Below are 14,122 nucleotides of genomic sequence, written 5' to 3'. Positions count from 1 at the left end.
CCACAGGCGGCGCCCGGTCCTCACCCCGGGTAGGCCGGGTCCCGACCGTCCGCGACCGCGATCCAGTCGGCACCGCTGCGGGACAGCAGCTTCCCGTCGGCCGTCCCGACGACGACGTCGCGGTCGGACCAGCCGCCGGCCAGCGAGACGGCCCCGGGGACGTCGGGCAGGCGCGTGCTCGGTCCCGACACCCGGGCGACGACGGGCGCCGTCCGGCCCGTCCCGTCGCGCACGAGCACCGCGACGCCGTCGTCGGCGAGCCACCCGGCGTCCAGGACGTCGCCGGCGCCGGGGGCCAGGTCCGCCGATCCGGCGCCCAGGCGCAGCGGCTTCCCCTCGCCGTCGCGCACGACGCCGTGGACGCGGACGTGCGTCACGCCGGCCGTGTCGCGGACGACGACGAGCAGGCGGGCTCCGTCCCGGGCCACCCGCAACCGCACCAGGGCTCCGCCGAGGCCGTCGGCGGGCGTCTGCACGGTCTGCGCGGGCGTGCCGGGGGCGGCGGTGGGCACGGCGAGGGGGGCCTGGCCGGCCGCGGTCGGCGCGGTCCACACCCACCCGAAGCGGTCGACGGAGGGCGGCACGAGCTGTCCGCGGCCGGTCACCGCGGCCTGCAGCGGGCCGCCGACCGTCTGCACCCGCGCGACGCGGCTGTCGTCGGTGAGCACGGCGTACGTCGACCCGTCCGGTCCGGCCGCGGGGTGCCCGGCCCCGCCGGCGGCCTCGAGCCCGGGCCCCGTCCCGGCCACGGGGACCAGCCCGGAGCGGTCCCAGCGGGACAGCCCCTGCGGCCCGAGCAGGACCAGGCGGGCGTCGACGGGGACGGCCGAGCGCGGCAGGTCCGCACCCGCCGCCCCGCTGCGCGTCAGCTCGGCCCCGTCCACGGTCACGCGGACGTCGGAGACCTCGGGCAGTCCCGTCAGGCTGGCCCGCAGCTGCGCCAGCAGGACCGCCCGCTGCGCGGGGCCTGCGTCCAGCGCCCGGTCGGACAGGTCGACGGTCGCCGTCCCCGCCGCCACCGGGACGGTGCCCACGCGCAGGGACGTTCCGCGCGGCGCGCCCGAGACGACCGCCGGGGCCAGCCACTCCGAGGGACCGTCGAGCAGGGCGCGCACGATGCGGGTCGCGACCGAGGAGTCGTACCCGAACCACCGCACGTCGGCCAGCAGCTGCGGTGTCGGGCCGGCCGTCACGAAGAACACCGGGAACGAGCGCAGCGTGCGCGAGGCGTCCAGCGCCGTCAGCACGATCCCGTCTCCCGGCTCGGCCAGGCGCCACTCACCCTCGGACCCGGACCCGCTCCCACCGCGCACGAGCCGCACCGGCCGCGTCGAGGTCGCTCCCGGGGGCTGCTCGACGTAGTGCCCCGCGGCGTCGACGACCGCGGTCGCCGTCGACGTGATCGAGACGACCGCCTCGTCCGGGTCCTGGGAGACGAGGGACAGGTCCGGGCCGCTCGCGACGACCGTCGTCGCGGCGTCGGCGCGCCAGGACTGCGCGGCCGAGGCCGTGAGGAACTCGCGCGCGACGGCGTGGTCGTCGTCGGCGGCGACCGCGGCCCGCAGGAAACCCCGGACGACGTCGACGGGCCCGGCCCCGGGGGTCGGGCCGTCCGGGATGACCTGCAGCAGACCGACCCGGGGGTCGGCCTCGATGCGGGACCCGCTGACGACGGCGCTGGACCGCGGCACCCCGCCGCACCCCGCGAGCGCCAGCAGCCCCGCGAGCCCCAGCGCGGTGCGGCGCTTCACGGCGTCTCTCGCCGGGGACCGGCGGGCAGGGCCGCGACGGGTTCGCGCCAGCCCAGGGGCACGACGGGCAGCGGGGAGGAACGCAGCGAGCGGCCCGCGACGCGCGGGACGGTCAGGACGAAGTGGCACCCCTGGCCGGGCCGGCCCCACACCTCCAGCCAGCCGCCGTGCAACCGCGTGTCCTCCAGCGCGATCGCCAGGCCCAGGCCGCTGCCGCCCGTCGTGCGCGCGCGGGCGGGGTCGGCGCGCCAGAACCGGTCGAAGACGCGGGGCAGCTGCTGGGGCTGCAACCCGACCCCGTGGTCGCGCACCCCGACGGCGACGGCGTGCTCGTCGGCTGCGACGGTGATCTCGATGGGCCGCGCCTCGCCGTGCTCGATGGCGTTGCCGACGAGGTTGCGCAGGACGCGTTCGATGCGGCGGGCGTCGACCTCGGCCGTGCAGGGACCGGAGGGTTCGGCGACGGAGACGTGCGAACCCCGGCGGTCGGCGAGCGTGGCGGTGAACTCCACGACGCGGTGCACCACGACCCGGACGTCCTGCGGATCCGGTTCCAGCGCAGCGGCTCCGGCGTCGAACCGGGAGATCTCCAACAGGTCCGACAGCAGGGTGTCGAACCGTTCGAGCTGGGTCAGCAGGAGTTCGGCCGACCGCGCCGAGGCGGGGTCGAAACCCTCGCGCGCGTCGTGCAGGACCTCCCCCGCCATCCGGATCGTCGTGAGCGGGGTCCGCAGTTCGTGGCTGACGTCGGAGACGAAGCGCCGTTGCAGGCGCGAGAGTTCCTCGAGCTGCTCGATGTGCTGCTGCATGCCGGCGGCCATCTCGTTGAACGCCCGGGCCAGCCGGGCGAGGTCGTCGGTGCCGCGCACGCGCATCCGCTCGTCGAGGTGCCCACCGGTGAGGCGTTCGGCGGTCCCGGCCGCCTCCCGGACGGGTTCGACGACCGTGCGCGTGACGACCCAGGCGACCGCCCCCACGAGCAGGACCAGCGCGATGCCGCCGCCGACGAACGTGGTGCGCACGAGGGAGACCGTCTGCTCCTCGCTCGCCAGGGAGTAGACGAAGTACAGCTCGTACTCCCCGGCCCGCGGCAGCGTGACGGTGGAGCCCACGACGAGGCTGGGGGCGCCGGAGGCGTCGGGGAGGTCGACGATCTGCAGCTGCTGCACGTCCGAGGCGACGACGGCGCGGCGCAGCGCCATCGGGATGTCGGAGGCGTTCAGCCCCTCGGAGGCGACGTCGCGGACGACGACCTGACCGCTCGCGGCGGTGTCGGGCGCACCCGTCGCCCGCAGCAGGACGACCCCGCGGACGCGGTCCGGGCCGGCGCCCTCCAGGGCCGAGACGACGTCCCCGGCGAGCTGCTCGACCTCGGCCGAACTCGTCGTGGTGGCCGCGTCGAACTGCTGCTGCGCCGTCTGCGCGCTCCGCGCGGCGTCCGCGAGCGCCACCTTCTGCCGTTCCGCGACGAGGCCGTCGGCGATCCCGTCGAGGAGGAACGACCCGACACCGACGACGACCGCGAGCCCGAGCATCGTCGTGAGGACGACGACGCGCAGCTGCAGCGAGGCCCGCCAGCGGGCCAGCAACCGTCCCACCGTCACGTCCCCTGCCGCGTCGGCCGCGTCGTCACAGCGGTCCGGCGCGGTACCCCACCCCGCGCACGGTCACGACGATCTCGGGGTGCTCGGGATCGCGTTCGATCTTCGAGCGCAATCGCTGGACGTGGACGTTGACGAGGCGGGTGTCGGCCGCGTGGCGGTAGCCCCAGACCTGCTCCAGCAGCAGTTCGCGGGTGAAGGCCTGCCAGGGTTTGCGCGCGAGGGTCACGAGGAGCTCGAACTCCAGCGGCGTGAGCGGCAGCGACCGGCCGTCGCGGCGCACCGAGTGGCCGGCGACGTCGATGGTGAGGTCGCCGATGCGCAGCGTCTCGGGCGGGCGTTCCCCGGCCGACCGCAGCCGGGCCCGGACGCGGGCCACGAGTTCCTTGGGCTTGAAGGGTTTGACGACGTAGTCGTCGGCGCCCGCCTCCAGGCCCAGCACGACGTCGACCGTGTCGCTCTTGGCCGTCAGCATGACGATCGGCACCCCGGACTCGGCGCGGATCTGCCGGCAGACCTCCATGCCGTCGGTGCCGGGCAGCATCAGGTCCAGCAGCACGACGTCCGGCCGCGCCGCGCGGAACGCCGCCAGCGCCTCGTCGCCGTCGGCGCAGAAACGCGTCTCGAGGCCCTCGCCCTGCAGCACGATCCCGAGCATCTCGGCGAGCGCGGTGTCGTCGTCCACCACGAGCACGCGTCCCCTCATGGGCTCATCCTGCCTCGCGCAGCGCGTCCGCGGGGTGATCACCACGCCGGGCGACCTCCACGCCCGGGTGCCCCGGCGGCGCGGTACCCCTCTGGCACGATGTCGAGGCATGGGGGACGAGCAGTGGCAGCGGCCTGACGACGGCGGCGGCGCAGCGGGTGAGCAGCGTCCGGGCGGCCGTCAGGAGGGTGCGGTCCCGCCCGCCCCCGTGAGCGGGTGGGGTGCGGCCCCAGGTCCCCAGGCACCAGGGGGTCCGGCCGGCTGGGGAGGTCCCGTCGGAACGCCGGGCCCGTTCCGCCCGCCCGCCCCGCGGCCCGGGATCGTCCCGTTGCGACCGCTGGGCCTCGGGGAGATCTGGGACGGCGCGTTCCGGGCGTTCCGGCAGAACCCCAAGGTCATGGTGGGGCTGTCGGCCATCGTCGTCGTCGCGACGTCGCTGGTGAACCTCGCGGCCTCCGTCGTCACCACCCGGGACACCCTCGGCCTCATCGAACGGCTGCAGGCGGCGCCCGCCGACGTCGGCGTCGACGAGGTGGTCTCGGTGATGCAGCAGTCGCTGCCGCTCATCGGCCTCAGCGTGGTGCTCCAGCTCGTCGCGGTGCAGGTGCTCAACGGGATGCTCATCACGAGCGTGAGCCGCGCCGTCCTGGGCGACACCATCGGCTTCGGCGAGCTGTGGCGGCTGTGCCGGCCGCGGCTCCTGCCGCTCGTCGGGTTGTCGGTCGTGGTGTCGCTGGCCTCGTTCGTCATCGGCGTGGTCGCGCTGGCGCCGGGGATCCTGCTGCTGGTCTTCTCCGACTCCGGGTCGGGCATCGGCCTCGGCGTCGCGGCCGTCGTGCTCGGGGCGCTGGTCTGGGCCGTGGGCGCGGCGTTCCTGTGGATCAAGTGGTCGATGGCGACCCCCGCGATGCTGCTGGAGGGCCTGGGGATCGGGCCGTCGCTGAGCCGGTCCTTCCGGCTGACCCGCCGCTCGTTCTGGCGCCTGTTCGGCATCCAGCTCCTCACCGCGGCCGTCGTGTACGCCGTCGTCGCCGCGGTGGGCTTCCCCTTCAGCATCGTCGGCGGGGTGGTCTCGGCCGCGGCCGGGAACCCGTCGGACACCGGTGCCGTCGTGGTGCAGCAGTCGGTCACGACGCTGGGGTCGATGGTCGGCAGCATCGTGGCCTACCCGTTCCTGGCGTCGGTGACCGCGCTGCTCTACGTGGACCTGCGGATGCGCCGCGAGGGGCTGGACGTCGAGCTGCACCGGGCCGCGCAGCGGTGACGCTCGCGGGGTCCACCCCGGCCGTCGTCGCGGCCGTGCCCGTGCAGCCGGACCGCACCACCGCGCGCGGCTGGCTGGCGCAGGAGCTCGCCGGTCCGGAGTACCGGCAGTCCCAGGGGTCGTGGCTCGCGCGCGCCTGGTCGTGGCTGTGGGACCGGCTGCAGCAGGTGTCGGTGCCCGGGCTGGGCACGGGCTGGACGTCCGTCGTGGTCGTCGTCGTGCTGCTCCTCGCCCTGGTCTCCGTCGTCCTGCTGGTCGGAGGACCGTTGCGCCGCAGCGCGAGGCAGTCCCCGCAGGGCCCCGTCTTCGACACCGCCCCGGAACCGGCGTCGGCCCACTTCGCGCGCGCCGACGCCGCGGCCGCCGCCGGGGACCACGCCCTCGCCGTGGCCGAACGGTTCCGCGGGCTCGTCCGCGCACTCGAGGAACGGGCGCTGCTCGACGTCCGACCCGGCCGCACTGCCGCCGAGATCGCCGCCGAGGCGGGCGCCTGGCTGCCCGACTGCGCGGACGCGCTGCACCGGGCCGCCCGCACCTTCGAGGACGTCCGCTACGGCGGCCGGCCCGCCACGGCGGGGACCGACGACGACCTGCGCGAGGTCGTGCGGCAGGTGGGCGCGGCCCGTCCCGTCGTGCTCGACGCCGCCACCGGACAGCCCGCGTGAGCGCTGCCCCCGCCCGCACGGGCGGCCTGTCGGGCCTGGCGCGCCGGTACCGGGGCGGAGCGCTCCTCGTCCTCGTGCTGCTCGCCACCGCGGTCCTCGTCACGCTGCTGACCCCCCGCACGGAGGAGGCCGCGTTCACCCCCGAGTCGGCCAACCCGGCCGGGGGGCGGGCCCTGGCGCGCGTCCTGGCCGACCAGGGCGTGAGGGTGGAGCAGGCGCGCAGTTTAGACGCGGCCACCCGCGGCGTGGAAGGGGCTGCGGCGCAAGACGTCACGCTGCTCGTCACGCAGCCGGACCTGCTCTCGGCGCAGCGCTGGAGCCGCCTGGCGGCCACGGGCGCCGACCTCGTCCTGCTGCGCCCGGACGAACGGACCCTGGAGGCGCTGACCGGCGCCGTCACCCCCGCGGGCGAGGCGTCGACCGCCGTGCGCGACCCCGGCTGCGACGTGCCCGCCGCGCGCGCCGCCGGCCCGGCCCGCGCCGGGGGCCGCACCTACGCCGCCTCCGACGGCGCGACGTCCTGCTACGGCGGGTCCTACGTGCGCGGCTCGCTGCGCGACGGCCCGGGGACGCTGACGGTCGTCGGGCAGCCGTCGCTGCTGACGAACCGCTGGGCCGCGCAGGACGGCAACGCGGCGCTCGGGCTGTGGACGCTCGGCGCGCACCGCGACCTCGTCTGGTACCTGCCGGACCCGGGCGACACCGACTCCCCCACCGTCCCGCTGTCGGCGCTCGTGCCGCCGTGGCTGTGGCCGTCGGTCGGGGTCGTCGGGCTCGCCGGGGTCGTGCTGCTGCTGTGGCGGGGCCGCCGCCTGGGCCGTCTCGTCAGCGAACCGCTGCCGGTCCTGGTCCGCGCCGCCGAGACCGTCGAGGGCCACGGCCGCCTCTACGCCAGTGCCCGGGCCGCCGACCGCGCCGCGCAGGCGCTGCGGGAGGCGACGCTGCGCCGCCTGCGCGCCTGGACGGGGCTGGACCCGCAGGCCGGGGTCCCCGACGTCGCCGAGCAGGTGGCGTGGGTGACGGGCCGCCCGGCGCCCGCCGTCCGCGAACTGCTCGCCGGGGCCGACCCCCACGACGACCCCGCCCTCGTCCGGCTCGCCCTCGACCTCGACGCCCTCGAACGGGACGTCCGGGCCGGGGCCACGACGCCCGCCACGACGCCCGCCACGACGCCCGCCTCGAACCCCACGGCGAACCCCACGGCGAACCCCGCCACGACCGGGCCGGCCCAGGCCCGCCCGACGCACCCGTCCCGCACCCCCCGACCGGAGGACACCCCGTGAGCGAAACCCCCTCGAGCGAGGCCGTCGAGGACGCGCGGCAGGCCCTGCGCGCCGTCCGGCAGGAGGTGGCCAAGGCCGTCGTCGGCCAGGACGCCGCCGTCACCGGCCTCGTCATCGCCGTCCTGTGCCGCGGGCACGTGCTCCTGGAAGGCGTTCCGGGCGTGGCGAAGACGTTGCTCGTGCGCAGCCTGTCGGCCTCCCTCGCGCTCGACACCAAGCGCGTGCAGTTCACCCCCGACCTCATGCCGGGCGACGTGACGGGCTCGCTCGTCTACGACGCCCAGAGCTCCCGGTTCTCCTTCCGCGAGGGCCCGGTGTTCACGAACATCCTGCTCGCCGACGAGATCAACCGGACCCCGCCGAAGACGCAGGCCTCGCTGCTGGAGGCCATGGAGGAGAAGCAGGTCTCCGTCGAGGGCGAACCGCGCCGGCTGCCGGACCCGTTCATCGTCGCCGCCACCCAGAACCCCGTCGAGTACGAGGGCACCTACCCGTTGCCGGAGGCGCAGCTCGACCGGTTCCTGCTCAAGCTGACGCTGCCGCTGCCGCCGCGCGAGGACGAGGTCGAGGTGCTGGCCCGCCACGCCACGGGGTTCGACCCGCGCGACCTCGCGGCGGCCGGGGTGCGGGCCGTCGCGACCCCGGAGCAGCTGGCCATCGCCGCCGACGCCGTGCGCCGCGTGCAGTGCTCGCGGGAGGTCCTCGGCTACGTCGTCGACGTGTGCCGGGCCACGCGGAACTCCCCCTCGCTGGCCCTGGGCGTGTCCCCCCGCGGCGCGACGTCGCTGCTGGCGACCGCGCGGGCGTGGGCGTGGCTGTCGGGGCGCGACTACGTCTCCCCCGACGACGTGAAGTCGCTGGCGCGGCCGACGCTGCGCCACCGCGTGCAGCTGCGGCCCGAGGCCGAGCTCGACGGGGTCAGCGTCGACGCGGTGCTGGACTCCGTCCTCGGCTCCGTCCCGGTCCCGCGCTGACGTGGCGCTCACCGGACGCGCCGTCTGGCTGGCCCTGGCCGGCCTGGTCCTCGTCGTCGCCTGGCCCGGGTGGGCCGCGGTCGGCGTGTGGACGGCCGTCTGCGTCGTGCTCGTCGGTCTCGACGTCGTCCTGGCCCCGTCGCCGGCCCGGCTGCGGGTCGTGCGGGCCCCGTTGCCGGCCGTGCGGCTCGGGGAACCCCGCACGACGGAGCTGACCGTCCAGAACACCGGCACCCAGCGGCTGCGCGGGGTCCTGCGCGACGCGTGGGTCCCCTCGGCCGGTGCGCGGGGCACCCGGCACGCCCTCGACCTGCCGCCGGGCGAGCGCACGCGCGTCACCGTCGAGCTCGTCCCCACCCGCCGCGGCGACCGCCTCGCCGACCGGGTGACCGTGCGCTCGCGCGGGCCCCTCGGGCTGGGGGCCCGGCAGCGGTCGGCGCCCGTGCCCGGCCGGTTGCGCGTCCTGCCGCCCTTCACGTCCCGCCGGCACCTGCCGTCGCGGCTGGCGCGCCTGCGCGAGCTCGACGGACGCAGCGCCGTGCAGCACCGCGGTCAGGGCACCGAGTTCGACTCCCTGCGCGACTACGTCGACGGCGACGACGTCCGCTCGATCGACTGGCGGGCCAGCGCCCGCCGGCAGGCCGTCGTCGTGCGGACCTGGCGGCCCGAGCGCGACCGTCGCGTCCTGCTCGTCGTCGACACCTCCCGCACGTCCGCGGCACGCCTGGACGGCGAGCACCCCACCGCCCGCCTCGACGCGCAGATCGAGGCGGCCCTGCTGACGGCCGCCCTCGCCGCCCGCGCCGGCGACCGCGTGGACCTCGTCGCCCACGACCGGCGGGTGCGGGCGCGCGTGCGGGGCGGCTCCCGCGGTGACCTGCTGCCCTCGCTGGTGGAGGCGCTCGCGCCGCTCGAACCCTCGCTCGTGGAGGCCGACTGGGACGCGGTCGCGACGGAGGTCCGCACCACCGTCCGGCAGCGCTCGCTCGTGGTGCTGCTCACCGCGCTGGACTCCTCCGTCCTGGACTCCGGCCTGCTCGGCGTGCTGGAGCAGCTTGCGACCCGGCACACCGTCGTGCTCGCCGCCGTCGACGACCCCGCCCTGCGCGCCCTCGCGCACGGCCGGTCCGACGCCGAGGCCGTCTACACCGCCGCGGCCGCCGAGACCGCCACGGCCACGCGCGACCGGACGGCGCGGCTGCTGACGCGGCTCGGGGTCGAGGTCGTGCACGCCGGGCCGGACGAGCTCGCGCCCGCGCTGGCGGACCGGTACCTGGCGCTGAAGGCGGCCGGGCGGCTCTGAGGCGCGGCCGGGCCTGAGGGCCGGCCGGGCCTGAGGGCCGGGGCCGGGCCTGAGGGCCGGGCCGGTCCCACGGGTGCACCCACGTCGGACTGGGCGTGGGAACACCCGTGGGTGTCCCCCCGACGTCGCCAGGACGACCGGATCGGGACACCCATGTCTCACTCCACGTCGGTGCACCCGTGGGTGCACCGCGAGCGTGGGGACGGGCGTCGGACCGGGCGTGGGAACGGCCCCGGCGTCGTCCCCACGACCGCCGAGCCGGTCCCACGGGTGCACCCACGTCGGACCGGGCGTGGGAACACCCGTGGGTGTCCCCCCGATGTCGTCGGGGCCTCCGGATCGGGGCACCCACGCCTCGCTCCACGTCGGTGCACCGATGGTGTCCCCGTGGGTGCACCACGGGCGCGGACGCGACGCGGGACCAGGCGTGGCACAGGCCCCCCGGTTCGCCCGGGACACGAAAGTCTGATGTCCCCCACGGCGGCGGGTGCTAGACCTGCTGACCGTGCTGTTCACCCTCCTGCGAGAACACCTGCGGCCCCACCGCAGGCTGCTGGTCGCGGTCGTCGTGCTGCAGGTGCTGCAGACGACGGCCTCGTTGTACCTGCCCCGGCTGAACGCCGACATCATCGACCGGGGCGTGGCCACGGGCGACACCGCCTACATCTGGCGCACGGGCGGTCTCATGCTCGCCGTCACGGCCCTGCAGGTCGTCGCGACGATCACCGCCGTCTGGTGCGGGGCGCGCGCGGCGATGAGCCTGGGGCGGGACCTGCGCGGTGCGGTCTTCGACCACGTGCTGTCGCTGTCGAAGGCGGAGGTCGGGCGGTTCGGCGCCCCCTCCCTCATCACCCGCGGGACCAACGACGTCCAGCAGGTGCAGATGCTCGTCCTCATGACGTGCACCATGATCATCTCGGCCCCGCTGCTGTGCATCGGCGGCGTGGTCATGGCGTTGCGCGAGGACGTCTGGCTGAGCTGGCTGGTCGTCGTCGCCGTGCCCGTGCTGGTGGCCGTCATGGCCGTGGTCATGGTCCGCCTCGGGCCGCTGTTCGGTCAGCTCCAGCAGCGGCTCGACGCCGTGAACCGGGTGCTGCGCGAGCAGCTGACGGGGTTGCGCGTGATCCGCGGGTTCGTGCGCGAGGACGCCGAGGTCGGGCGGTTCGAACGCGCCAACGCCGACCTGACGGACGTCGCGGTCCGCGCGGGCCGGTTGTTCTCCCTGGTGTTCCCGTTCGTCATGCTCGTCATGAACCTGGCCAGCGCCGCCGTCGTGTGGTTCGGCGCCGGACGGGTTGAGGCCGGGGAACTGCAGATCGGGTCCCTCATCGCCTTCCTGTCCTACCTCGTGCAGATCCTCATGGGCGTCATGATGACGACGTTCCTGGCCGTCATGGGGCCGCGCGCCGCGGTGTCCGCGGGCCGCATCGGCGAGGTCCTGCAGACCGCGCCCAGCGTCCACGACCCGCAGGCGCCGACGGTTCCGGCCGGGTCGTCGCGGGTGGAGTTCCACGAGGTGTCCTTCAGCTACCCCGGTGCCGACCGGCCCGTCCTGGACCGCGTGAGCTTCGACGTCGAGCCGGGCCGCACGACGGCCGTCATCGGTTCCACCGGCTCGGGCAAGACGACGCTCGTGAACCTCGCGACGCGGCTGGCCGACGTCAGCGCCGGGAGCGTCACCGTCGGCGGGGTCGACGTGCGGGAGGTGCCCGACGCCGAACTGCGCCGCCGGGTCGGCCTGGTCCCGCAGCGTCCGTACCTGTTCGCCGGGACCGTGGCGAGCAACCTGCGGTTCGGCCGGCCCGAGGCGACCGACGAGGACCTGTGGGCCGCGTTGCGCACGGCGCAGGCCGAGGACTTCGTCGCCGAGCGGCCCGAGGGACTCGACGCGCCGATCTCCCAGGGCGGGACGAACGTCTCCGGTGGGCAGCGGCAGCGGCTGTCGATCGCCCGCCTGCTCGTCCAGCGGCCCGACGTCGTCGTCTTCGACGACGCGTTCTCCGCCCTCGACACGGCGACGGACGCGCGGTTGCGCGAGGCCCTGGCGCGCGACCTGCCGGGGGCCGCGGTCCTCGTGGTGGCGCAACGGGTCTCGACGATCGTGAGCGCCGACGAGATCGTCGTCCTCGACGGCGGGAAGGTGGTGGGCCGCGGCACGCACGCCGAACTGCTCGAGACCTGCCCGACCTACGAGGAGATCGTCGCGAGCCAGCTCGAGGTGGCGGCGTGAGCGGCCGCGGGGGCCCGATGCGGATGGCGGGCGCGCCGGGGCAGAAGGCCGCGACGTTCGGGCCGTCGGCGAAGCGCCTGCTGCTGCGGATGGGCCCGGACGCGGCGCGGCTGGCCGTCGTGCTCGTGCTGGCGGTGGCGAGCGTCGTGCTCACCGTCCTCGTGCCCCGGCTGCTGGGGAACGCGACCGACGTCGTCGTGGCGGCCGCGTTCGGCGGGCAGGCGCTGGACCGGGCGGAACTGACCCGGACCATCGGCTGGGTCGTCCTCGTGTGCGTCCTGTCGGCGATCGGGTCGTTCCTGCAGGGTCTCCTGCTCAACCGGATCGTGCAGCGCACGGTGTTCCGGCTGCGGGCCGACGTCGAGGCGAAGCTGCACCGGCTGCCGCTCTCGCACGTCGACTCCACCCCGCGCGGGGAACTCCTCTCGCGCGTCACGAACGACATCGACAACATCTCCCAGAGCCTGCAGCAGACGGTGTCGCAGGCCCTCGTCTCGGCGCTGACGGTGGTCGGCGTCGTCGTCATGATGTTCACGATCAACGCGCGACTGGCGCTGCTCGCGCTCGTCGCGGTGCCGCTGACGCTGGTCGTGGTCGTGCTCATCGCCAAGCGCTCGCAGCCGTTGTTCGCCCGGCAGTGGATGCAGACCGGGCAGCTGAACGCGCAGATCGAGGAGGCGTTCACGGGCCACGACATCGTGACGGCGTTCGGCCGGCGCGAGGAGGTGCGCACCCGGTTCGCGCAGAAGAACGCGGAACTGTACGCGGCGAGCTCGGGGGCGCAGTTCCTGTCCGGGACCATCATGCCGTCGACGACCCTCATCGGGAACCTCGTCTACGTCGCGATCGCCGTCGTCGGCGCGACGATGGTGACGAGCGGTTCCATCACCATCGGCGGCGTGCAGGCGTTCGTGCAGTACTCCCGGCAGTTCACCCAGCCGCTCGCCCAGCTGGGGTCGATGGCGAACCTCCTGCAGTCCGGCGTCGCGTCCGCCGAACGCGTCTTCGACGTGCTGGACGCCCCGGAGATGACGCCGGACCCCGTGGACGGCCCGAAACCCTCGGGTCCGGGACGCATCGAGTTCCAGCACGTCTCGTTCAGCTACTCCCCCGACGCCCCGCTCATCGAGGACCTGTCGTTCACGGCCGAACCCGGCCACACGGTCGCGATCGTCGGCCCGACCGGGGCCGGCAAGACGACGCTGGTGAACCTCCTCCTGCGGTTCTACGAGGTCGGCTCCGGGCGCATCCTGCTCGACGGCGTGGACGTGGCCACGATGTCGCGCCGCGACCTGCGGGCCCGGGCGGCGATCGTCCTGCAGGACACGTGGCTGTTCGCCGGGACCATCGCGGAGAACATCGCCTACGCCCGTCCCGAGGCGAGCGAGGCGGAGGTCCACGAGGCGGCCGCCGCGGCGTCGGTGGACACCGTGGTCGCCGCCCTGCCCGAGGGCTACGACACGGTCGTGGACGACGACGCGGGCCGGATCAGCGCCGGGGAGAAGCAGCTCGTGACGATAGCGCGGGCCCACCTGGCCCGGCCGCAGGTCCTCGTGCTGGACGAGGCGACGAGTTCGGTCGACACCCGCACCGAGCGCGTCGTGCAGCAGGCGATGGCCGCGCTGCGCCAGGACCGGACGAGCCTGGTCATCGCCCACCGGCTGTCCACGATCCGCGACGCCGACCTCATCCTCGTGATGGAGGCCGGGCGGGTCGTCGAGCAGGGCCGGCACGCCGACCTCGTCGCGGCCGGCGGGGCGTACGCACGCCTGCACGACGCGCAGTTCGCCGGGGCCGCCGCCGAGGTCGAGTGAGCCGCGCCCGGCTCAGAGCTCGATGCCGCGCTCCAGGACGGTGAGCAGCCGTCGGGCCATGGCCAGGTTCGCGCGGCCGCGGTCCAGGACGAGGTAGAGGAACAGCCCCTGCCCGTTCCGGCTCTGCAGCAGGCGGATCAGGTGGAACTGGGTGCCCAGGGTGGCGAGGATGTCCTCCGGGACGTCGTCCAGACCGAGGCGCTGCAGGGTGCGCAGCTCGGCGCGCACGACGTCGGTGTTCCCGGCGGCGGCGACCTCGAGGTCGAGGGTGCCGCCGCCGGCGGAACCGAGGCACATGCCCGACTCGTAGTCGACGAGGGCGGCCGCGATGGCGCCTTCGATCTCGAGCGCGCCCTTGAGGGTTTCGTCGACGGTGGCCACGGGGGTCCTCCTGGAGAGATGCGGTGTGTGGGGCCGGGGTCCTCCCCCGACACCTCCACCGTCGGCTCCGCGACGCTGCGTGAGCAAGCGACCACTGTGCGGTTACTGCCCCCGGACGAGTGGGGCGCCGCCCGCCGGGTGAGGCCGGGA

Annotated in this window: 11 protein-coding genes; 7 read left to right on the top strand and 4 right to left on the bottom strand. The window is 75.5% G+C overall.

Annotation, left to right across the window (positions count from 1 at the left end; translation table 11 throughout):
• Window positions 1–20 precede the first annotated feature (20 nt).
• Genes AB1207_RS12160 through mtrA form a run of 3 tightly spaced genes read right to left on the bottom strand, consistent with a single transcriptional unit; the run spans window position 21 to window position 4,058 of the window.
• On the bottom strand, window positions 21–1,751 hold the full coding sequence (locus tag AB1207_RS12160) for an LpqB family beta-propeller domain-containing protein (RefSeq protein WP_367638599.1): 1,731 nt from the start codon (window positions 1,749–1,751) through the stop codon (window positions 21–23).
• Complete coding sequence (gene mtrB / locus AB1207_RS12155) at window positions 1,748–3,349, bottom strand: MtrAB system histidine kinase MtrB (RefSeq protein WP_367638597.1); 1,602 nt, start codon at window positions 3,347–3,349, stop codon at window positions 1,748–1,750. The genes AB1207_RS12160 and mtrB overlap by 4 nt, the downstream gene beginning before the upstream one ends.
• Window positions 3,350–3,380: 31 nt before the next feature.
• Window positions 3,381–4,058, bottom strand: a complete 678-nt coding sequence (mtrA, locus tag AB1207_RS12150) for an MtrAB system response regulator MtrA (RefSeq protein WP_367638596.1) — start codon at window positions 4,056–4,058, stop codon at window positions 3,381–3,383.
• Between the two features lie 328 nt (window positions 4,059–4,386).
• Here mtrA and AB1207_RS12145 point away from each other — a divergent pair, with 328 nt between their 5' ends.
• The 7 genes from AB1207_RS12145 to AB1207_RS12115 all read left to right on the top strand — a co-directional run bounded on the left by AB1207_RS12145 (window position 4,387) and on the right by AB1207_RS12115 (window position 13,591).
• Window positions 4,387–5,322, top strand: a complete 936-nt coding sequence (locus AB1207_RS12145) for a hypothetical protein (RefSeq protein ID WP_367638595.1) — start codon at window positions 4,387–4,389, stop codon at window positions 5,320–5,322.
• Window positions 5,319–5,987, top strand: coding sequence for a DUF4129 domain-containing protein (locus tag AB1207_RS12140; protein ID WP_367638594.1), 669 nt, complete (start codon window positions 5,319–5,321; stop codon window positions 5,985–5,987). Before AB1207_RS12145 ends, AB1207_RS12140 begins: the two co-directional genes overlap by 4 nt.
• Window positions 5,984–7,270 (top strand): DUF4350 domain-containing protein, encoded by a 1,287-nt coding sequence (locus AB1207_RS12135; protein WP_367638593.1) that lies wholly within the window; start codon window positions 5,984–5,986, stop codon window positions 7,268–7,270. The genes AB1207_RS12140 and AB1207_RS12135 overlap by 4 nt, the downstream gene beginning before the upstream one ends.
• A complete protein-coding gene (locus AB1207_RS12130; RefSeq protein WP_367638592.1) occupies window positions 7,267–8,244 on the top strand; it encodes an AAA family ATPase in 978 nt (325 codons plus the stop codon). Before AB1207_RS12135 ends, AB1207_RS12130 begins: the two co-directional genes overlap by 4 nt.
• A 1-nt stretch (window position 8,245) precedes the next feature.
• A complete protein-coding gene (locus tag AB1207_RS12125) occupies window positions 8,246–9,547 on the top strand; it encodes a DUF58 domain-containing protein (RefSeq protein ID WP_367638591.1) in 1,302 nt (433 codons plus the stop codon).
• A gap of 505 nt (window positions 9,548–10,052) precedes the next feature.
• Window positions 10,053–11,777 (top strand): ABC transporter ATP-binding protein, encoded by a 1,725-nt coding sequence (locus AB1207_RS12120; protein ID WP_367638590.1) that lies wholly within the window; start codon window positions 10,053–10,055, stop codon window positions 11,775–11,777.
• A 17-nt stretch (window positions 11,778–11,794) separates the two neighbouring features.
• On the top strand, window positions 11,795–13,591 hold the full coding sequence (locus AB1207_RS12115) for an ABC transporter ATP-binding protein (protein WP_367638637.1): 1,797 nt from the start codon (window positions 11,795–11,797) through the stop codon (window positions 13,589–13,591).
• 12 nt (window positions 13,592–13,603) lie between these two features.
• Here AB1207_RS12115 and AB1207_RS12110 read toward each other — a convergent pair whose 3' ends face one another.
• Entirely contained in the window at window positions 13,604–13,972 is a 369-nt protein-coding gene (locus tag AB1207_RS12110; protein WP_367638589.1) for a hypothetical protein, read from the bottom strand.
• Window positions 13,973–14,122 lie beyond the last annotated feature (150 nt).

The sequence above is a fragment of the Kineococcus endophyticus genome (genome assembly GCF_040796495.1).
GTDB classification, from domain to species: Bacteria; Actinomycetota; Actinomycetes; order Actinomycetales; family Kineococcaceae; genus Kineococcus; species Kineococcus endophyticus.
This window is presented reverse-complemented; position numbering and strand designations above follow the sequence as displayed.

Bases quoted from the DNA above. Each gene is read 5' to 3' on its own strand.
- AB1207_RS12115 (WP_367638637.1), top strand. From the start codon at position 11,795: ATGCGGATGGCGGGCGCGCCGGGGCAGAAGGCCGCGACGTTCGGGCCG.
- mtrA (WP_367638596.1), bottom strand. From the start codon at position 4,058: ATGAGGGGACGCGTGCTCGTGGTGGACGACGACACCGCGCTCGCCGAG.